Consider the following 20,224-nt stretch of genomic DNA (forward strand, 5'->3'; position numbering starts at 1 on the left):
AATTACGCATTTATTCTTGAAATATCGCATTTTTTTAGTAATTTTACACCATAAAAATGAATATTATGGATAAATTGTTCCTTTTAGACGCATATGCGCTCATTTATAGGTCGTATTATGCCTTTATGAAAGCCCCTCGAATCAATTCGAAGGGACTTAATACTTCGTGTGTAATGGGCTTCTGCAATACCCTCAACGAGATACTCACCAAGGAGAAGCCAACCCATATTGCGGTAGCTTTCGACCATGGCAAAACCTTCCGCCATGAGGCTTTTCCTGCGTATAAAGCACAGCGAGAAGAGACACCGGAAGACATCAAGCTCTCGGTACCTATCATCAAGAATATCCTGGAGGCTTATCACATTCCTATTCTTCAGGTGGATGGTTTCGAGGCGGATGATATCATTGGTACCGTTGCCTTGAAGGCAGGCGAGATGGGTATAGAAACCTATATGCTCACACCAGATAAGGATTATGCCCAGCTGGTAAGAGACAACGTATTCATGTTCCGCCCCCGACATGGCGGTGGTTACGAAAAGTTGGGCGTTGCCGAGATTGAAGAGAAATACAGCATCTCTTCCCCACTCCAGGTTATCGATCTTCTGGCATTGATGGGTGACTCTGCCGACAACTTCCCTGGATGCCCGGGTATTGGAGAGAAGACTGCTATCAAACTCATCAACCAGTTTGGAAGCGTAGAGGGATTGATAGAAAATAGCGCCGAGGTGAAAGGCAAGCTCCGCGAGAAAGTGGAGGGTGCCATAGAGGACATCAAGATTTCGAAGTTCCTGGCAACCATCAGAACCGATGTTCCGGTAGAACTCAAGATGGAAGATCTAAAACTGGAAGAACCAGACAATGCCAAGCTGGATGAAATCTTCACCGATCTGGAGTTTAAGTCGTTCGCCAAGCGCGTTCTTAAAAAACCTCAAAAAGTGCAAACAAAGGCTACAGGAGAGCTTGATCTCTTTGGCGCACAGCAAGACGATGGTCAAGAAGAAGAGGAAAATACGAGTTTTGAAACCATTAAAACGGTTGCTCATACATACAAACTCATTGAAACAGAAGAAGATGCGCAGAAACTTTATGACTATTTGATTACATCATCAATTCTCAGTTTAGATACCGAGACCACTTCCACCTCTACAATAGATGCAGAATTGGTGGGATTGAGCTTTGCTGTAAAGGAGAAAGAGGCTTTCTACGTAGCAATTCCAGCGGAACGTGAAGAAGCCTTAAAATTCGTAAACATCTTCAAACCGCTCTACGAGAATCCGGAAATCCTGAAAGTGGGACAAAACATCAAGTACGATTACGAAGTGCTGATGAATTACGGAGTGGAGATACAGGGAAAGATGTTCGATACGATGATTGCTCATTATCTCATCCAGCCGGAGCTTTATCACAATATGGATTACCTCGCCGAGGTATACCTCAAATACCAGACGGTTCACATAGAAGAGTTAATAGGTCCTAAGGGAAAGAACCAGAAATCGATGCGCGACCTGTCTGCGGCAGAAGTTTACGAGTATGCAGCAGAAGATGCCGACATCACCCTGCGCCTGAAGAATGTACTCGAACCAAAGCTCAAGGAGATAGAGTGCGAGGACTTATTCTGGAATGTAGAGATGCCGTTGGTGCCTGTTCTTGCCCACATGGAGATGAATGGCGTATGTATCGACACAGATACATTGAAGGAAACGTCTAATAATTTAACCAACCGACTCAATGAGATAGAACATCATATTTATAAGTTGGCAGGCGAGTCATTCAATATCGGTTCTCCACGTCAGGTAGGCGAGATTCTCTTCGGCAAGATGAAGATTGTGGAAAAGCCCAAGAAGACGAAGACCGGACAATATGTAACGAGCGAGGAAGTATTGCAGCAATTGCGCAGCAAGAGTCCAATCATCGATGAGATTCTGAACTACAGAGGATTAAAGAAACTGTTGGGAACCTACGTAGATGCCCTCCCTAAGCTCATCAATCCTCGTACAGGTCATATTCATGCTTCTTTCAACCAAACCATCACCGCTACGGGTCGCCTGTCATCCAGCGATCCGAACCTGCAGAATATCCCTGTGCGCGATGACGACGGCAAGGAGATTAGAAGATGTTTTATCCCAGAGCCTGGATGTCTGTTCTTTTCAGCAGATTACTCCCAGATAGAGCTCCGCATCATGGCACACCTGAGTGAGGATCCTAATATGGTAGAAGCATTCCTGGAAGGATCAGACATCCACGCAGCTACTGCAGCCAAGATCTGGCATGAAGACATCAAGGACGTAACCGATGCCCAGCGCAAGAAAGCAAAGACGGCCAACTTCGGTATCATCTACGGCATCACCACCTTCGGTCTTGCCCAACGCATGAACATCGAGAACCGAGAGGCGAAGCAAATCATAGAAGATTACTTCCGCACCTTCCCGGGCGTACATGCCTATATGGAGAAGTCGAAAAAGATAGCAAGGGAGAAAGGCTATGCCGAAACCCTCTTCCACCGTCGTCGCTATCTGCCAGATATCAACAGCAAGAATGGCACAGTAAGAGGCTTCGCAGAGCGCAATGCCATCAATGCCCCTATCCAGGGATCAGAAGCCGACATCATCAAGGTGGCCATGGTGAAGATCTTCAACCGATTCAAGGCAGAGGGCATCATGAGTAAGATGATCATCCAGGTACACGATGAACTCAACTTCTCTGTCTATCCAGAGGAAAAAGAGAAGGTTGAGAAAATCGTAATAGAGGAAATGGAGAATGCCTATAAGCTCAAGGTTCCTTTGATTGCTGATGCCGGCTGGGGAAAGAACTGGCTGGAAGCACATTAAAAAGAGCATCAGCTCTTTAGGAAAAGACTTCAAAAGAAAGAAGAAAGACTTCAAAGAGCAACAAGAAGAAGCCTTTCCTAGCGTTCAAATAAACAAAAAAAAGCTGCAAATGGTAAAAAACGAGCCATTTGCGGCTTTTTTTATAGATTTATGAGATTCTTTTATTATTTTTTTGTATATTTGTAGCAGAAATCTATCAAGTATAGGTAATACAAGGAGAATTGAACCAAAATGAACCAACAGATATTGGCTTTTTTTTCCTACCTTTGCATAGAAAAAGAAATGATAATATAAAAAAATCAAAGCTTATGAAACATCTTACTTTGCGGCAGCCAATCTGGTAAGCCGCCGCCAGTATGAAGAAGCTATTCCATACCTGCAAGCTTATCTCCGTTCGGGTGACGAGAAGTACCGTAAATCGGTATTCGTCAACCTCATAAAGGCTTGCGCAAAATCCAATAAATATCAGCTTGCCGTCATCACTCTCGAACAGGCATCTGATAACTATCCTACCGACTATGACATCATTTCGTCGGCAGTAAATCTGTGCATCGACCACAAGGATAATGCCAATCTCCAGAAGTTCGTAGGCAAGGGTCTTGCCCTCCGCCCAGACGATGAGACCCTTCTCAACATCCAGGGTAAGCTCTATGAGGAAGGCCATCATTTCGAGCAGGCGCTCGATATCTACAAGAAACTGCAAGTAGCTCATCCAAAGGCTCTTGATGTATTGAAACACCTGGCTATCAACAACTATAACATAGGTATGCAAAACTATAACCAGGCGCTGGAACTCAAGGAAAACGATCCTCACATCAAGGACCTGGAAAGCGTATATAAGGATTACTTCACCTATTCGATAGGTCACATCAAGAACATCATCAGCAGCGACCCACTTTCGCTGAAATACACCCAGGCACTCGCCATCGCATACAAGTAGGTGATAAGGAGAACTTCAATATCATCAACAACAAGCTGGCTTCGCTCGGAGGCGGTAAGATCGAGTCGAACGTGATTCCTCAGCTCATCGAGTTCAATGGCGAGGTAAATCCAACCATCGCTGCCGCTACACCTCAGACACAGACACTAAGCAACGACCAGAGTGCTGCAGAGGAGAAGGGAATCCCAGCTTACTCTGCCTTTGCCATTCCATTCATCGAAAACCGCATCGACAAATGGCAGAAGAAGGACAGCTACGAGACACTGGATGAGTATCGCGCCCGTATGACCGAGAAGAACCGAGATGCCAAGATTGCCGAGATGCAGCGACTTGCGCAGCAGGAATACATCAGCAAGTACGAATCAAGAGTAAACCTGCGTCATCTGGAACTGAAACCATACGATGCCGACCACGAGGTATTCCTGGTAACATCGCCTGTTCTCGGCGAGATGATCGTACCGGTGCCAAGAGCCAACAACGAGGCACGCATCTTCGCTTCCAACTGGAACGGTATGCAGTTTAAGGATCCACAGTACTTCATCGACAAGGATCACCTGGCACTCGCCAAGCTCACCATCATCACCCCTTCGGGCAAGCAGTATCAGTACGACAACGCAGCAGCGCTTAACTATACCGCCACCAACGTAGAGGTACACTTCGACCCTATCACCGCCAATATGCTGGCATCCAACGAGAATGCCAACAAGCAGACGGTACAGCAGCAGAACGTGAAGCTGGGAACATCGGATGTGGATGAGAATATCCCAGAGAATCCAACCAGCAACACCAAGACCTTTGCCGTGGTCATCGCCAACCAGAACTACAGTAATGTAGCAGGCGTACCACTGGCTCTGAACGATGGTCTTGCCTTCTCCAAGTATTGCGAGAAGACACTGGGCATGCCAGCAGAAAACGTGCGTTACTATGCTGATGCCTCATACGGTACGATGCTCCGCGCCATGCGCGATATCAAGAATATCGCCAGCGCATTCAACGGCGACATCAACATCGTATTCTACTATGCCGGTCATGGTATTCCTAACGAATCTACGAAGGATGCCTACCTGCTTCCTACCGATGCCGACGGCACCCAGACTGAGGGTTGCTACTCTCTGAACAAGCTCTATGCCGAGTTGGGTTCTACCAAGGCAAAGGAGATTGTGGTGTTCCTGGATGCCTGCTTCAGCGGCTCGAAGCGCGAGGAAGGTATGCTGTTCTGCCCGTGGCGTAGCGCTGAAGGCTAAGCAGGAAGATCCACGTGGCAACATGGTGATATTCAGTGCGGCATCGGGCGATGAAACCGCGTTCCCATACTCAGCCAAGGGTCATGGCCTCTTCACCTACTATCTCCTGAAGAAACTCCAGGAAACCAAGGGTGATGTAAGCCTCGGCGAACTTGAAAGCTACATCTCTGAAAATGTGAAGCAGCAGTCAGTGGTTATCAACCGCAAGGTTCAGACTCCTACTGCCACTCCTTCTACCTCGCTTGCAGCAGGCTGGAAAGAGCTGAAACTGAAATAAGAATAACATAAAAATCAGCAAGGATGAGACACTACATTTTTGTGATGATTCTGATGTTCCTGGGCGTAGCTACAACCAGCTATGCCCAGCGCACCAGGAAAGTGCACGGAGAATACATCTACCATGAACCGGAAAACGTATCGCTGGAGCAAGCCAAGAAGACGGCTCTGAGCAGAGCACAGATTCAAGCCCTGGGCGATGAGTTCGGCACAGTGGTAGCGCAGCATAACGCTACCCTGATGAACAATACCAACGGCTCTACACAGACGGATTTCACCTCGCTGAGCAGCAGCGATGTGAAGGGTGAATGGCTGGAAACCATCAGCGAACCTAAGTATGAGATCAGTTACGAACAGGGCATGCTGATAGTGAAATGCGCGGTAAGCGGAAAGGCGCGGGAGCTGGTTGCCACACAGAACAGTTTAGTTGCCAAGATTCTGAGAAATGGTACAGAAGATAGATTCGAAAGCGACAACTTCAAGAGTGGCGACGATTTCTATCTCTCCTACCAGTCATCTACCAAGGGATACGTAGCCGTTTATCTGATAGATGACAGCAAGAATACCTACTGTCTCCTGCCTTATCAGTCATCGCAGGATGGCAAGGTGAGGGTGGATGCCAACACGAGATACGTATTTTTCAATTCCAAGACGGCTACACCGCTCTTTCAGCCGGCAGATGTAGATGAATATAACATGACCTGCGAAAAGGCGGCAGAAACGAATTATATCTATGTAATCAGTTCGCCTAACCCATTCATCAAGGCGATAGATAATGCCGTAGCCGGTTTGCCTAGAGAGTTGAAGTACGAGGATTTCCAGAAGTGGCTTACCAAGAACCGTACAGCCGATAAGGATATGCAGGTAGAAATCAAGACCATCTCCGTAAAGAAATAACAGAAAAATAAAAGCCCAGGGCGGAATGCCCTGGGCTTTTATTTTTCTATGGTGTTTGCACTATCGCTCACGCAAAAAGTACTAGCGTAAAATGAAGTGAAACGCTGAACTCAGATTTTATAATCTCTTGATCACAGATTCCAGCTGCTCACCCAATCCGATGGTATAACCCTGAGAGAGGAATACCACTCTGTTGAAGGTATCAGAAATCGTGAAGATAGGAAGCAGGTTCTTGTTCTGAAGCTTCATATTCTCCACCATCTCCTTGCGGCAGGAACCATCCTTGTCGATACCGAAGATAATGTTCTTTGGTAAACCAGGGAACTCTGAGATTCTGAACTTCTTGGCAGATGCCTCATCCTCAAAGAGAATAACGATAGGGCGACCCCACTTCTCGAATACCTGTGCCACCTTGGCGATGTCCTTCAAGGCGTGGTTGGTTGGCTCCTGACCTACACCGATCATACCTGTTACGAAGTAGCCGCGACCTGTCTGGCTCAAAAGGCTAACCTCCTGATTGCTTGGCAAGAGGATAAACTTGGATTCTGAATTGAAGTTACCCTTTACGGTAATCTCTGTCTCAGAACTGCGCAGGTTCATATCCACCTGGGTAGTAGCCCCCTGCTTTACATGGAACAGCTGCATCTCTGCCAGCACACCACCGTTGGCAAGACGGGTACCAGATACCAGGGCATAATCGCCCTCATCCAGATCTACACCATTCTTGAAGGTACCGCTCCAGGTACAACCCTCCTCAGGATACTCCAGAAGCGAAGTAGAACCATCAGGATTGATGCGGTGGATAGTGAAGTGGCTGTAGTACTTAGGATCATCCACAGCACCATTATCCTTATAGTTCATCACGAACTTGCCCATGGCAGAAGCCTTCTGCACGTCATTGTCGAAATCTACGTCAATCCATTCGCCACCATTGGCATTCTTATACTGAGTCTTCTTGGTCACCTCATCCACCTGAGCCTCGATGCCCAAGCTTCTGGCTACATCGACGAAGAAAACCTTGCGAGAGCGGGCGTCTGTAAGGCGTGAACGATATACGCCGATAGGTGTCTGGGCAATCTGCAGAGCCTTCAGGTCTGGATTGATGCGGATATTCTTCTTCACCCACTCTACCAGCAGATTAGGATTGTTTTTGAAGGCTACCTGCTGCTTGGCAAACTCCTTCTCGAAGAACTGCTTGAACGGAGTGATAATCATCTCGTTTTCCACACGAGGAGAAAGCTGATCGCTCTTGGCATTGAAGTTATCTTCCAGGATATCCATCTGCATATCTCTCAAGTCCTTGGCACTCAATGTACCGAGCAGCTTGATAGCACGGTCGATACGGTCCTTGTGATTCTTCAGGAAGGTGAGGATGACATGGTGGTTACCGCTTGAACCTACCAGATACTTCACCATCTTCTGGGTATTCTCCTCAGAACCTGCAGCAAGACCATTATCCTTCAGAGCCTGCAATGCACTCTCCTTATTGTAGAAGGTAGCGAGATAGGCGTGGCGGATAGAATCCTCGTAGGCAAAGCGCTCCAGGTTCTTGGCTCTTGCCTCGGCAGATACCTCTGGGATGTTGGCATGCTCTGGAGGAGGAACGATATCGAAGGAGTCGCGGAAGAGGATGGTCTTCTGCTCTGCGCCAGGTACAGTTACCTGATGATCCATACGAACCACTACCTTCTTGTCCTTGCCGAAAGAAGCCTTGGCAAAGCCATACTTGCCGTTCTTGGATGCCCAGATCATCATATCGCCCTTGCCGGCAGAAAGGAAGGTGGCACCATCAGCACCAGTATATTTGGTTACTACGGTGCAGAACTCTGCATAGTTGTAGATTTTGAAGTCCACCTTGGCACCATCTACAGGATTGCCTGCTGCATCTACGATTTCGAAGTCGATGCGAGCAGAAGAACCATAGTTGTCGATGAGGTTAATCTCGGTATAGTTGGAAGTGCGGAGCATTACCTCCTCAGGACCATTGTAGTCACCGAACGCCTTGGTATGCATCAGCATCGCACGGGATGCAGGAGCATTAAACCAAGCCAGGTTCAGTACAGCTTCCGGCTCGCAGGCTCCCAGGAAATACCAGGTTCCATCTGCCCAAGCCTCTACCCAGGCGTGGTTATCATCGGTATGTGCCCAGCGTGGGGTATAAACCTGGCGTGCAGGAATGCCAATAGCTCTCAGGGCAGCTACCGTAAAGGTACTCTGCTCGCCGCAGCGGCCGTAAGCCGAACGGATGGTAGAAAGAGGTGCTGAAGTACGGCCGTCGGATGGCTGATAGGTTACCAGCTCGTGGCACCAGTGGTTCACCTCGAGGATAGCATCCTTCATGCTCAATCCCTTGACGCGCTCCTTCAATTCCTTGAAGAATACCATACGCGAATTATCCAGGTTCTCATTGTTGATGCGTACAGGGAGCACGAAATGGCGGAAGAGCAACTCAGGCACCTTGTTTCCCCAAGCCATCTGCTGGCGTGCCTCGAAGCTGGTGCGCACATTCTCCAGGAAGAAGCTGGTAGGATAGTCGGTTACATCAGCCACAGGCATGTAGGCATAGAGAAATTGCAAGGCTCCCTGCTCATCGGCTGTAGCTTTCTGCTGCTTGAGCATTTTCTGGTCATAAAACTGCTTACCTACAAGATTTACCTTCTGTTTGAAGGCCGTTTCCACTTTCGTGCGATAAGCTGCATCGGTAATGAAGTGGCCGTTTGCTGCCAACATTGTCTGCCAAGAGGCTAAGAATGTAATGGCGAACATTACTAAAAACTTTCTCATTGTTAGTTAGCTTTTTAATTATATTTATTATATTCCAGTTAATATATTGATGTTACGTTACAAACTTTCTGCAAAAATAATGTTTTTTTTCGAAATAATAGCCATCCCCAAAAGAAAAAATGTTATCTTTGCAGCAAATATTGAGAATTCAAGTAAAATTAGTAATAATCAAATAACTAAATAGAAAGAAAAATAGAAACTATGAACAGAGACGATTTCAAGTTTGAAATATGCGCCAACAGCGTAGAAAGCTGTCTGGCTGCACAGGAAGGTGGAGCCAACCGTGTGGAACTGTGTGCAGGCATACCTGAGGGTGGTACCACCCCATCGTATGGCGAGATAAAAGTTGCCCGAAAGTTGTTGGATAAGACCTTGCTCCACGTCATCATCCGCCCTCGTGGTGGCGATTTTCTCTACACTCCGCTGGAGATTGAACGCATGGTGGAGGATATCCGCCTCTGCAGAAAACTGGGCGTGGATGGCGTAGTGATAGGATGCCTCACAGAAGATGGAGAGGTGGATATGGAGGCGAACCGCCGACTCGTGGAACTGGCGAAAGGCTGTGACGAACAGGCGAAAGACGGCAAAGAACTGAAGCCGATGAGCGTTACTTTCCACCGTGCCTTCGACCGAACAGCCAATCCTCAGAAAGCCTTGGAAGACATCATCTCTCTGGGTTGCGACCGCATCCTTACATCGGGCCAGCAACCTAAGGCAGTAGAAGGCGTAGCGCTTCTTTCAGAGCTCAAGCAGGCAGCAGCCGGACGAATCATCCTCCTTGCCGGATGTGGCGTAAACGAGGATAACATCCGCACCATCTTCGATGCTACCGATATCCACGAATATCACTTCTCGGCAAGAGTCAATGTGCCAAGCAAGATGAAACAGCTCAACACCAACGTGTATATGGGTGCCGAGGGTGCTGATGAAAGCAACTCTCCTGTTACTTCTGCAGAAAGAGTAAAGCAAACCATCGCCAACCTTTTGGGATAGGATTTTTCTATAACGAAAAAGATGTTTCCGATAATAAGAAAGGATTGTTTCCGATAACGCAGATAGCATTTTTCCACAAAACAAAAAAGTGTCGCAATTTCCAATATTCCAGGAGATTACGACACTTTTCCAATATAATATTCACACAATCTTAGAGTGCGATTTCCACAACCTTATCCATCTCTGTAGGAACCTCACCGAGATTCAGGAGCACACCACCTTCGCACTTCTGAACCTTCACCGGCTTCTTGCTGACAAAGTCGAATGCCTTCTTTACCTTCTTATTTCCGAGAGGCAGGAAGAGGCTCTTATCCTTCAGGTTCAGGATATGAACGAAGAGACGGTTTCCCTTCTGGGTAGTAACACCCCAATCGTGAGGAGCCACGATGCCACCGCGGGTACCATAAATGGTCTCACCATAAATCTTCATCCACTCTCCCATTTCTGCCAAACGCTCCAAGGCAACTGCAGGAAGTTCGCCATCTGGCTGAGGGCCGATGTTCATCAGCAGGTTGGCATTCTTACCAGCTGCATTCACCAGGTAATGAACCAAAGTCTTGGTAGATTTATAATCCTGGTCGGTAATCTTATAACCCCACATGCCATTCATGGTCTCGCAGGTTTCAAGAGGCAGGCGACTGATGTCCTGACCCGACAATCCTGCCTTATTCTCTCCAGGAAGATCACGCTCGAAAGCCTGAACATCCTCACCCTCGAAAGGAGAAGAGTGATGGTTGTTTACAATCAGGCAGCCTGGCTGCAGGCGATGGATAAGCGCATACTGCTCTGGCAACTGCCAATCGAAATTAGGATTCTGATCCTGATCCCACCATCCATCAAACCAGATACATCTCACCTTACCGTAGTTGGTAAGAAGCTCAGTAAGCTGGTTGTTCATAAACTGATAGTAGCTCTTCCAGTTACCCTCAGGGTTAGGGCGACCAGTGCCTCTACCCGTTCTTCCCCAAACGGCATCCTCGCGATACCAGTCAATATGAGAGTAATAAAGATGCAAAGCGATGCCCTGCTTGTGGCACTCATCCGCCAGTTCCTTCACTATGTCGCGGCGGAAAGGAGTAGCATCTACGATATTATAATCAGAATACTTGGTCTTGAACATAGAGAATCCCTCGTGGTGGCGAGTAGTGAAGCAGATATACTTGGCACCAGAAGCCTTGATGGCAGCCACCCATTTGGCAGCATCAAACTTAGAAGGATAGAAACCGCCAGCCAGCTTGGCATACTCCTTGTAGTTCAGGTCCTTATTGGTCATTGTCCATTCGCCGGTGGCGAGCATGCTGTACAATCCCCAATGCAGGAAGATACCGAACTTATCATCCTGGAACAGCTTGCGTGATTCCAGGTTTTCTGCTGATGGCTGATAATGCTGAGACTTGTTTTCCTTGGCAGCATCATTCGCAACCATGGCATTAGCCGAAAGGCAAGAGCAACCCAAAGTAAGGATTGCGGCACATAATTGTGACTTGAAATTCATTTTAATTCCCATAATTAAATTGTTATAGTTAGTTATGATGGTGCAAATATACAATTTTTTTTTCAGAGCAAAGCGATAAAACACAAAAAACTCTATATAAGAGGATAAAAAAGATGCCTGCAGCGAGATAAGGAAGACCAGGAATGGGGATAAGAAAGGAGTTATAGGGAAAGATTAGAGGTAGCTTAGAGAAAAACTGGGAGCAGTTTTACGAGGAATTTGGGAAAAACACAATGTTATCAGAATTTAAAAGATATAATAAAATTATAATTTATTCAATTCTATTTGGAACTTAGAGAAACTATTTGTATCTTTGCATTGTCAGTCAGAAAGAAGTATAGCAAAACATCTGAGCAATAGGATATTCCCAGATATACAGCAGTACTTGTCTGATAACGACTACAAGAACAAGATTATTAATATAAAAAGAAGAAAGGAAACATTATGAAGAAATATGTATGTGACGTTTGTGGCTGGATTTATGATCCAGAAGTAGGAGATCCAGAGGGTGGCATCGCTCCAGGTACAGCTTTCGAGGATATCCCTGATGATTGGGTTTGCCCTCTCTGCGGAGTAGGTAAGGACGATTTCAGCCCTGTAGAGGAGTAAGACTCTTTTGGGGAATCACCCGAAGGAAATCCTCACAAAGGAATCATCTGAATGAAAAGCCTGATATTCAGGCAACACATTCATAAAATAATAGGAGGAACCATTATGACGAAGATTAGAGAAATCTACCGCTGCCAGATTTGCGGCAACGTGGTAGAAGTAGTAAACCCGGGAGCCGTGCTCAGCTGCTGTGGCGAGCCGATGAAGCTGATGAAGGAAAACACCAGCGATGGCGCCAAGGAGAAGCACGTGCCTGTGATAGAACCTATCGAGGGCGGCTACCGAGTAACTGTAGGAAGCGTGGAGCATCCGATGCTCCCAGAGCATTACATCCAGTGGATTGAGCTGCTCACCCCTACCGATGTGCTCCGCCATGAGTTGAAACCGGGCGAAAAGCCGGAAGCCATCTTCATGACAAGTGCTGAAGCCAAGGATGTTACAGCTCGCGAATACTGCAATCTCCACGGTTTGTGGAAAGGGGTAATTGAAGGATAAAAACCATCATACCAACAAAAGGTCTCATGTCGTTTTCCCAATGTAGGGAATATGATATGAGACCTTTTTAACTTTATTTACATCTCGTTTCTTGCCACATTCGCCAGGAAATATCTATCTTTGCCGACAAAACGCTATAGATGATGAGAAGAATATGGAATGATCTTACATCAATGCGCTTGCTGCTGGCATTATCCACCTGCATCTGCTTGATTTCCTGTTCACAAGATAAAACAATAGAAACCATACGCTCCGCCTACTATTGGAGTACGACCTGGCAGATGGACAGCAGCAAGAAGAACTTCATCCAGAAACACCATATCAAACGACTCTACGTTAGATTCTTTGATGTGGTAAGGGATGCGGATGGAGAAATCATGCCCAATGCTACCCTGCAATTTGATACAGCCGATGAGAAAAGGACAACTGAAGAAAAGGAGAAAGAATCTCTGATGCCGAAAGGAATGGAGATTATCCCCGTTGTCTATATCGTAACCGACTGTTTCAAAGCAAATACCAAGACGAATCCTATCAGTAGCGACAAATCGGGCTGGAAATCTTCAGATGAAACACCCCGGCAACTCGCAGATAAGATTCTGAACCGCATCCTTCAGATGAACGAAGCCAATGACATCGAGAACGTGAAAGAGATTCAGATTGACTGCGACTGGACAGCTTCAACGAAAGATGCTTATTTTGAATTTCTCCATTTTTTAAAGGAGAAAGCCAAAGACAAGAAGATGCAACTTTCCGCAACCATCCGGTTACACCAGCTCTCGATGACCCCACCCCCTGTGGATAGAGGCATCCTGATGATGTATAATACGGGCGATGTAAAACAGCTCAATTGCCAAAAGCCGATACTCGATATGAAGGATGTGGCTCCTTACATCCAGCATCTGGGCAGTTATCCGTTGCCGCTTTCTGCCGCTTATCCGCTCTTCAGCTGGCGAGTCCTCTTCAGAGAAGGAAAATTCGTAGGCATCATGCATGCAGATGATGATTTCCCCGTATTGCCAAACGACAGCATCGTGATAAGAAAGCCCGAAATGAGCGACATCATGGAAGCCGTAAGAAGCATCAATCACCAGGATGAAGACATCAACAGCGAGGTCATTCTCTTCGACCTCAACACCGATAATATCAAACGATTTAAATCAGAAGATTATGAAAAGATTTTTAATCATAGGAGTGATAGCAGCAGCATTTAGCACCCACGCCAACGCCTGCGTTGCCGAATACTCTGATCACAACTATTATATGTTCAGCGTGTTCAACCGCGACCTTACATCGCCTGCATATCTCTACGATATCGCCAGCTACTGGCAGAAGTATGCCGGCAATACATCCTCCGTCAACTTATCTTTCTACAGATGGAACAAGGAGAATATTAAAAAAGTTGCCCAAAGCAAGAAGGATGCAGGAATGCTTTCTTACCTGAGAAACCTGAATGCCTACCTGGATGCCTGCGAGAAACTGAATCCCAATGCCTGGAACTACGCCTCGAAGCAAGAACGACTGCAGATACAGCAATCGCTGACACGGCTCAACAATGCCGCCAAAATTTATAAAGGCACCCAACTCAAGAGCCAGTATGCCCTGCTCCGTATGCGCACCAACATGATGAAGGGATTCCACCAGCAGAACATCACCTATTGGAATGCCATTGCCTCCCGACTTCCGAAATCACCATGGCGAGAGGCGATGCGCAACATTTATGCCCGGGCTTTATGGAAGACGGGAAGACATCAGCAGGCACTGGATATCTATGCCGAGCAGGGAGATATGGCAAGCATCAGGGTGCTCGCCCGAAACTATCGCAATCTTGCAGGCATTCAGAGCACTTATCTCAAGAATCCGAACTCGGCTATGCTCACCTATCTGGTGCAGGATTTCGTGAACAACTGTCAGCAGACGATAGACTGTCGCTCCAAAGAACAGTTAAATAAGGAGTGGATTGAGGAAATAGGCGCCAAGGTCATCTATCAGAAAGAAGCCCTCAACTTCATCACCTTTGCCAATAAGGTCATCGCTGAAGGCAAGACGCAGAATCCTTGCCTGTGGCGTTCTGCCACCGCCATGCTCCATTATCTCTATGGATATCAGCGGGAAGCATGGAAGGAGATTAGTGAAGCAGTCGCTCTGGATGGCACACAGCGAATGAAGAATAATGCAAGAGCCATCCGCCTCCTGGTTTCTACCCGAAACACACAGGTGGATAATGATTATCCGCAATATCTGGTCGGTGAATTCAAATGGCTCAACGAGATGGCAAAGGGAGAAAGCCAAAAAGCGAAGGGAGAATACCCGAAAAAGGATGATTTCACCAATCCCGACATTCACTATGTAGAGGTGAAGGAACGTGTGGCTTACCGCGCCCTGTACAACCGGTTCAAGACGATGGCAGATAAGGCGAAAAAGGAAAACCGGCAGGAAGCCGGCAGAGATTACGAAAGCATGGCTACGGCGATGTATGGCATGATGGATGCCTACATGCGAACCTTCTACAAGGAGCAACAGGATGAAGAATACATCAGCCGCTATCTTTATTCATCAGAATACGCCATTCGTCTTGACTCACTCTCTGCGCAGCAGCTGGCAGATTACTATCGCTTCATCACCGCTCAGCATCAGGATGCCTTCCAGCAATACGTCTGCCAGTCACTCTATCGCAATGCCGATTTCTTCAAGGATATGATAGGCACCAAGTATCTTGCCAAAGGCAATTTTGGCGAAGCTGCCCGCTGGCAGAAGGATGTATCCCTGAAGTTCATCAACAACCAGGCCATCAGCTTCTACGCCGAGAAGCGCAGCTATACTGTGCCTTACTGGTTCAACCACCAGAAGGTAAATGATTCGGAAATGTGGAGCATTCAGGGCAGTTATGCCCACCTGAAGGAGAACCCGAAATGGAAATTCTGCCAGGAGATGAACCAGCTCATCAGCCAATACAATGTGGCTCGTGAAGGCGAAGTTAGAGAAAAACTTGCCTATGAGCTTGCCACCCGCTATTATCAGGCATCCTGCTATGGCGACTGCTGGTATCTTACCCATTATGGCAAGAGCGTGGCCGATAGTGCCCGCACAGGCGAAGCCGATTTCGCAGCTATCGCTCAAGAGTATCTCAAGATAAGCAAGCAAAGCAGCAATCTCACGCTTCGCTATCATTCGCTCTATGCCCTCTCATCCATTGGTATTGACCCATGGTTTAAGATTACCTATGATGCCAACTGGAAAGAGCAGAAGCTTCTACAGCCACAATCCGCTCAATATCAGGCTATGATGGAATGGAGCCAGTTCAGCCATCAGCATCCGGAAATGGTGGATCAATATACCACCCGATGCGATGTATTGAAACAATTCGAAAAGAATCTCTAAAAAATGCTATCATAAAGGCATCCACGGGGGCTGTGGATGCCTTTTTTAGTTAATTTTCCACGATTTCTTCGTATCTTTCATTTATAATGTGTATCTTTGCATCCAATTATTTAAACGTTTAAAATGAAACAGAATGATATAATTTCAATCATTCAAGATAATGATATTTCCGAATATTATTCCTTGAAGAATTTAGGTTTTGAAGGCTATGCTTTTCCATACCAAGAAGCACTTAAAATAGTGCAAACATGTAAACTTTTAGCGATTCCAATCTTAGGAGGTGATGTATATAGTATGAATAATTCTACTATAGAGAACTCTGATGATAATTGGTATTATAATAGGACTCCAGATGAGTCATATTACGATTACGTGCAAAATAGCTGTAATAAATCCGAATCTTACATCAAGACTATTAAAAATCATTTTTGTAATAGGCCTTTATTTTCCTTTGCCCTAGAGAACGAAATCTAAAGCAGGGCAAGAGGTTTCATAACATTTTGCTGACGTCAGCAAAATGATCATCATGGTTCTACAGGGCGGACGCATCAAAATGCCTTCGCCCTGCTATATCTTCCAACAATTTCTCCTATCTTCTCCAACGACTTCTATTATAATTCCCAAGAATTTCTATCATATATCTCTACCCCTCTCCTGTCAATATGGCTCTTGAGTTCTGCATTCTTCAAATCCTTATAGATACAAAAATCAAACTCGTAGGGCAGGAGCAAATCATCTATCTCATTCTTGAGTTGAAGCAAGTCGGTAAGCGACAAGGCTTCGCCTACCAATGCGATATCCACATCGGAAAAAGGCTTGTGGGTTCCTTTGACCCTTGAGCCAAAAAGTATTACCTTACCGATATGAGGGAAATGGGAGAAAACCGAGAACACTTTCTTCCAGTCGCCCTCTTCTATGCCATATTTTTTCATCTGTCAATATCAAAGAGATTCTTTTCTAGATTATCGAAATAAAAGAGATAAACAAGAACAGGAGAACTTAGACTTCAGAAGCCTTGATGGCGTTCATCTTCTCGCTGAACTTCACGAAAATCGGGAGATAATCATGGATAATCTGGTTCAATACCATATTGAATTCCTCTTCATCATAACAATGGGAAGTAAGATTACGGGATGAAATGGTACTCATCCAGGCAGGATTCTCTACGATACCCATTTGCAAAGCCTTGCGGATGGCATCTCTTGAACCCTGCACATCGGTATAGCCCTGATATTCCTCATAATCCTTCATCACTTTCCATGCCAACTCCTGAGTATATTCAAAGCGTTGCACCAGACCTTCTTTCAAAAGGTCATCCACTTCACCACTGAATTGTTTCTCCGTAGAAACAATCCTTGCGGCATTCTGCAATCGAGCCACTGCCTTATCGTAGTTGCTCAATCGCTGTATCCATCGTATATATTGATTCTCTGACATAAGCCTTGATTTTTTCGCAAAGATAAGAAAAGTTTTTGAGAAAACCTATACCACCAGCCCTTTTTCTCGTCTCATACCCCAAGTTTTAGTTATTTTTCCACGATTTTTTTGCATCTTTCATTTATAATGTGTAACTTTGCGTCAATATATTTAAAGTAATACAACAATGGCAAAGAACTATAAGCAGACAACTGATCAAAACGGCAACAGCACCAAGAAGACCACCAGGAAAAAGAAGAAGAGGTTTCCATCCAGCAGCAAACGAACTCATCTTCGAACAGAGATTCCGCCTCTTACCGCTCAAGTCAGCCAAAGAATTTGGTAGCCCAAGGAATATCTTTCCTCTCAGGCTTAGCCGAAACCTTAAAGTCGCCAGAAGCCACAGCCCAGCTGGTTGATTCCATCGTTGAGCAAGACGAGCAGACAGGAGCGACCTCCATCAAGATTCCTGTAGAGAGCAAGGAGACCGTTTCTAACATTCTGAATCTCATCGGGAAATTGTTTACAAAATAAGCCATGGGTAAAAAGAAATATAAGCATCAAGGACATTATTGCAAGATGTGTGGAGAGTATAAATCCAACGAGTCGTTCAGTGGTAAAGGACACAGACTGCACATCTGCAAGAAATGTATATCAAAAAGAAATAAGGCTAAAAAAGAAAAGAAACGTTTAGAACATGATAGAATTAACGAAGTCTCAGAAGAAAACAGCTCGCAAGCTCATTAATTTGGGCTTGCAGCGAGAGTGCGCCAAGTTCATGCAATCTACCAAAGATTTCATGAACAAGAACGCATCAGCAGAGGATGCACACGATGCATACCTCAAACTATATGATAAGGTATACCAATTCGACAAGCATATCGCTCGCCGATACGATGGGATGTCAGGAGGTAGATATTACATCACCGTATGTTACCTATACTATGACGGAGTATTGACTGACGAAGACATCCGAGAGTTTGACGATGAGCTATATAACAGTTTGAAAGAAGCCAAGAAGTCTTTTCAAAATTAAACGATATGAGTTACACAGAATATTCTTGTAGCAGACTAACTTTTAAAGCTTGCATAATAGAATCCTTAAAAGAAAACGACGTTTTCTGTATAAAGACACCTGTTGGGAGTTTTCAAATGACGAAAGGAGATTTTTACAAATCTTTTCCAAATGTTATCCAAACAAAAAGTTACAGAGAACAAGGAGTGTATAGTTACACGAAGACTCCCCAAAAAGCCAATAAATACTTGTTTGAACGAAATGAGACGAAAAACATTGGTTTAAAACCAAAACAAACAACTCCAGATTTGGTCGGTGATAATATACGAAGAAAAATCAAGGAAATTGGTCAACTATGGCGTTCTTCAGAATTCAACCCTAAAATATCAAAAGAAACATTAGATTATTGGAACAAAATCATTAATGACTGGGTGGATGCCAAAGACATGCCATTAATTGTTCGAAAAGACATTAAATTCCGAGGTCAATCTTTCATACATCCTACAGGAAGAGAAATTATAGTTTCTGACAATACATTTGCAATCTGGGTATATGGTCAAGTTATGAAACAACATACCCCAACATTGAAAGAAATTAAAGAAATGCTTCAAAACAATATGATTCCTATGCTGTTTATGCGAACTAAAGATGGCAAACAAAAAGCAAAGTATTCCAAGCCTTTAGGAACAGATGCTTTACAAGGATGGAAGCTATGTCACATTGAACCTATCGGTTTTAACAGTTCAAAAAGCATAAATGAAATAGATATACATTCTATAGAAGAGCATTTCCGTAAATATGCGAACCCATACAATATGTTTGTTCTACCAAAAGAAATTGGAGATTTAGGAGAGATACAAGTATTTATTGATGAGCAAAGAAGGAAATAAATAACCTTTTCCTTGCTACAACCAAATAAAAAGCGTAACTTTGCCGAAATATCATAAAAATAAGCAATTATGAAAGAAGAAGAAATCAAAGAATTGTTCGAGCAATTTGAAGCTATTGCCAACGAATACGAAGGCGTAGAATGTTGGAGTGCAAGAGAACTTGCACAAGTATTAGGTTATAGCCAATGGCGTAATTTCGAAGGAATTATCGAAAAGGCAAAAGCATCTTGTACTAATGCAGGGCAAGAGGTATCATACCATTTTGCTGACGTCAGCAAAATGGTCACCCTTGGTTCTGGATCTCAGCGTGAAGTCAAAGACTATATGCTGACTCGTTATGCTTGCTATCTCATTGCCCAAAACGGTGATCCACGCAAGCCACAAATCTCTTTTGCCCAAAACTACTTTGCCGTACAAACTCGCCGAGCAGAACTGGTGCAAAAGCGTTTGCTGGAATACGAACGTGTACAAGCACGTGCAAAACTTGCAGAAACAGAGAAGCGTCTCTCTGGTGTGCTGTATGAAAGAGGTGTGGACAGCAAAGGCTTTGCCATCATTCGCTCACTAGGTGACAAGGCGTTGTTTAATCTCGACACGGCTCTTCTCAAACGTAAATTGTGTGCTCCTAACAACCGACCTCTCGCCGATTTCCTTCCAACACTCAATATCAAAGCTAAAGATTTTGCTGCAGAAATGACTTCTGTCAACGTTCAGCAAAAGGATTTACATGGTCAGCAATCTATCTGTCAAGAACATGTCGATAATAATAAGGCTGTTCGTAATATGATGCTCCAACGTGGCATTGTGCCAGAAAATCTTCCTGCAGGTGAAGACGTCAAGAAAGTTGAACGCAGATTGAAATCTGACGAAAAGACATTGACCAAAAAGAATAGCAAAAAGAAATAATATCTATCATAATTCTATAACAAGAGAAGAAGCAAGAATTTCACTGCACATCAGCCGT

At 45.1% G+C, this 20,224-nt stretch carries 21 protein-coding genes; 16 read left to right on the forward strand and 5 right to left on the reverse strand.

Annotated features, from left to right (window positions below; all coding sequences use genetic code 11):
• Positions 1–65 precede the first annotated feature (65 nt).
• On the forward strand, positions 66–2,828 hold the full coding sequence (polA, locus tag AAAT87_RS00880; RefSeq protein ID WP_349225362.1) for a DNA polymerase I: 2,763 nt from the start codon (positions 66–68) through the stop codon (positions 2,826–2,828).
• A gap of 196 nt (positions 2,829–3,024) precedes the next feature.
• Here the strand turns inward: polA and AAAT87_RS00885 are convergent, their stop codons facing one another.
• A complete protein-coding gene (locus tag AAAT87_RS00885) occupies positions 3,025–3,567 on the reverse strand; it encodes a hypothetical protein (RefSeq protein ID WP_349225363.1) in 543 nt (180 codons plus the stop codon).
• 27 nt (positions 3,568–3,594) lie between these two features.
• On the opposite strand from AAAT87_RS00885, the gene AAAT87_RS00890 reads away from it, so the two are divergent.
• The 4 genes from AAAT87_RS00890 to AAAT87_RS00905 all read left to right on the forward strand — a co-directional run bounded on the left by AAAT87_RS00890 (position 3,595) and on the right by AAAT87_RS00905 (position 6,185).
• Positions 3,595–3,768, forward strand: a complete 174-nt coding sequence (locus AAAT87_RS00890) for a hypothetical protein (RefSeq protein ID WP_349225364.1) — start codon at positions 3,595–3,597, stop codon at positions 3,766–3,768.
• Between the two features lie 71 nt (positions 3,769–3,839).
• Positions 3,840–5,012, forward strand: coding sequence for a caspase family protein (locus tag AAAT87_RS00895; protein ID WP_349225365.1), 1,173 nt, complete (start codon positions 3,840–3,842; stop codon positions 5,010–5,012).
• Positions 5,013–5,034: 22 nt separating this feature from the next.
• Positions 5,035–5,289: a hypothetical protein gene (locus AAAT87_RS00900; RefSeq protein ID WP_349225366.1), complete on the forward strand. Its 255-nt coding sequence runs from the start codon at positions 5,035–5,037 to the stop codon at positions 5,287–5,289.
• A 23-nt stretch (positions 5,290–5,312) separates the two neighbouring features.
• The gene (locus AAAT87_RS00905) at positions 5,313–6,185 is read left to right on the forward strand and encodes a DUF4384 domain-containing protein (protein ID WP_349225367.1); all 873 of its coding nucleotides are present in this window, start codon (positions 5,313–5,315) and stop codon (positions 6,183–6,185) included.
• A gap of 117 nt (positions 6,186–6,302) precedes the next feature.
• On the opposite strand, the gene AAAT87_RS00910 is transcribed toward AAAT87_RS00905, so the two are convergent.
• Positions 6,303–8,969, reverse strand: coding sequence for a transglutaminase-like domain-containing protein (locus AAAT87_RS00910; RefSeq protein ID WP_349225368.1), 2,667 nt, complete (start codon positions 8,967–8,969; stop codon positions 6,303–6,305).
• 201 nt (positions 8,970–9,170) lie between these two features.
• Here AAAT87_RS00910 and AAAT87_RS00915 point away from each other — a divergent pair, with 201 nt between their 5' ends.
• Positions 9,171–9,962 (forward strand): copper homeostasis protein CutC, encoded by a 792-nt coding sequence (locus AAAT87_RS00915; RefSeq protein WP_295023884.1) that lies wholly within the window; start codon positions 9,171–9,173, stop codon positions 9,960–9,962.
• A gap of 151 nt (positions 9,963–10,113) precedes the next feature.
• Here the strand turns inward: AAAT87_RS00915 and AAAT87_RS00920 are convergent, their stop codons facing one another.
• Positions 10,114–11,388, reverse strand: coding sequence for an alpha-L-fucosidase (locus tag AAAT87_RS00920; RefSeq protein WP_349225410.1), 1,275 nt, complete (start codon positions 11,386–11,388; stop codon positions 10,114–10,116).
• A 513-nt stretch (positions 11,389–11,901) separates the two neighbouring features.
• On the opposite strand from AAAT87_RS00920, the gene rd reads away from it, so the two are divergent.
• From rd to imm40, 5 genes are all read left to right on the forward strand, one after another.
• Complete coding sequence (gene rd / locus AAAT87_RS00925; RefSeq protein WP_117663589.1) at positions 11,902–12,066, forward strand: rubredoxin; 165 nt, start codon at positions 11,902–11,904, stop codon at positions 12,064–12,066.
• A 105-nt stretch (positions 12,067–12,171) separates the two neighbouring features.
• Complete coding sequence (locus AAAT87_RS00930) at positions 12,172–12,561, forward strand: desulfoferrodoxin (RefSeq protein ID WP_117663590.1); 390 nt, start codon at positions 12,172–12,174, stop codon at positions 12,559–12,561.
• Between the two features lie 140 nt (positions 12,562–12,701).
• Positions 12,702–13,772, forward strand: coding sequence for a hypothetical protein (locus tag AAAT87_RS00935; protein ID WP_349225369.1), 1,071 nt, complete (start codon positions 12,702–12,704; stop codon positions 13,770–13,772).
• On the forward strand, positions 13,729–15,939 hold the full coding sequence (locus AAAT87_RS00940; RefSeq protein ID WP_349225370.1) for a hypothetical protein: 2,211 nt from the start codon (positions 13,729–13,731) through the stop codon (positions 15,937–15,939). Before AAAT87_RS00935 ends, AAAT87_RS00940 begins: the two co-directional genes overlap by 44 nt.
• A gap of 123 nt (positions 15,940–16,062) precedes the next feature.
• Positions 16,063–16,413: an Imm40 family immunity protein gene (imm40, locus tag AAAT87_RS00945; protein ID WP_349225371.1), complete on the forward strand. Its 351-nt coding sequence runs from the start codon at positions 16,063–16,065 to the stop codon at positions 16,411–16,413.
• Positions 16,414–16,550: 137 nt separating this feature from the next.
• Here imm40 and AAAT87_RS00950 read toward each other — a convergent pair whose 3' ends face one another.
• Positions 16,551–16,871, reverse strand: a complete 321-nt coding sequence (locus AAAT87_RS00950) for a nucleotidyltransferase domain-containing protein (RefSeq protein WP_295023876.1) — start codon at positions 16,869–16,871, stop codon at positions 16,551–16,553.
• 67 nt (positions 16,872–16,938) lie between these two features.
• Complete coding sequence (locus tag AAAT87_RS00955; protein ID WP_349225372.1) at positions 16,939–17,376, reverse strand: nucleotidyltransferase substrate binding protein; 438 nt, start codon at positions 17,374–17,376, stop codon at positions 16,939–16,941.
• 166 nt (positions 17,377–17,542) lie between these two features.
• On the opposite strand from AAAT87_RS00955, the gene AAAT87_RS00960 reads away from it, so the two are divergent.
• The 5 genes from AAAT87_RS00960 (at position 17,543) to dinD (ending at position 20,166) form a co-directional block, all read left to right on the forward strand.
• Positions 17,543–17,701 (forward strand): hypothetical protein, encoded by a 159-nt coding sequence (locus AAAT87_RS00960; RefSeq protein WP_296972614.1) that lies wholly within the window; start codon positions 17,543–17,545, stop codon positions 17,699–17,701.
• A complete protein-coding gene (locus tag AAAT87_RS00965) occupies positions 17,695–17,889 on the forward strand; it encodes a hypothetical protein (protein ID WP_298532572.1) in 195 nt (64 codons plus the stop codon). The genes AAAT87_RS00960 and AAAT87_RS00965 overlap by 7 nt, the downstream gene beginning before the upstream one ends.
• 163 nt (positions 17,890–18,052) lie before the next feature.
• Complete coding sequence (locus tag AAAT87_RS00970) at positions 18,053–18,391, forward strand: hypothetical protein (protein WP_147327900.1); 339 nt, start codon at positions 18,053–18,055, stop codon at positions 18,389–18,391.
• 5 nt (positions 18,392–18,396) lie between these two features.
• Positions 18,397–19,260 carry a hypothetical protein gene (locus tag AAAT87_RS00975; RefSeq protein WP_296972616.1) on the forward strand — a complete coding sequence of 288 codons (864 nt, stop codon included), beginning with the start codon at positions 18,397–18,399 and terminating at the stop codon, positions 19,258–19,260.
• Positions 19,261–19,329: 69 nt separating this feature from the next.
• Entirely contained in the window at positions 19,330–20,166 is an 837-nt protein-coding gene (dinD, locus tag AAAT87_RS00980) for a DNA damage-inducible protein D (protein ID WP_349225373.1), read from the forward strand.
• The last annotated feature ends 58 nt before the right edge of the window (positions 20,167–20,224 follow it).

The sequence above is a fragment of the Segatella sinensis genome, from assembly GCF_040095255.1.
Taxonomy (GTDB): domain Bacteria; phylum Bacteroidota; class Bacteroidia; order Bacteroidales; family Bacteroidaceae; genus Prevotella; species Prevotella sinensis.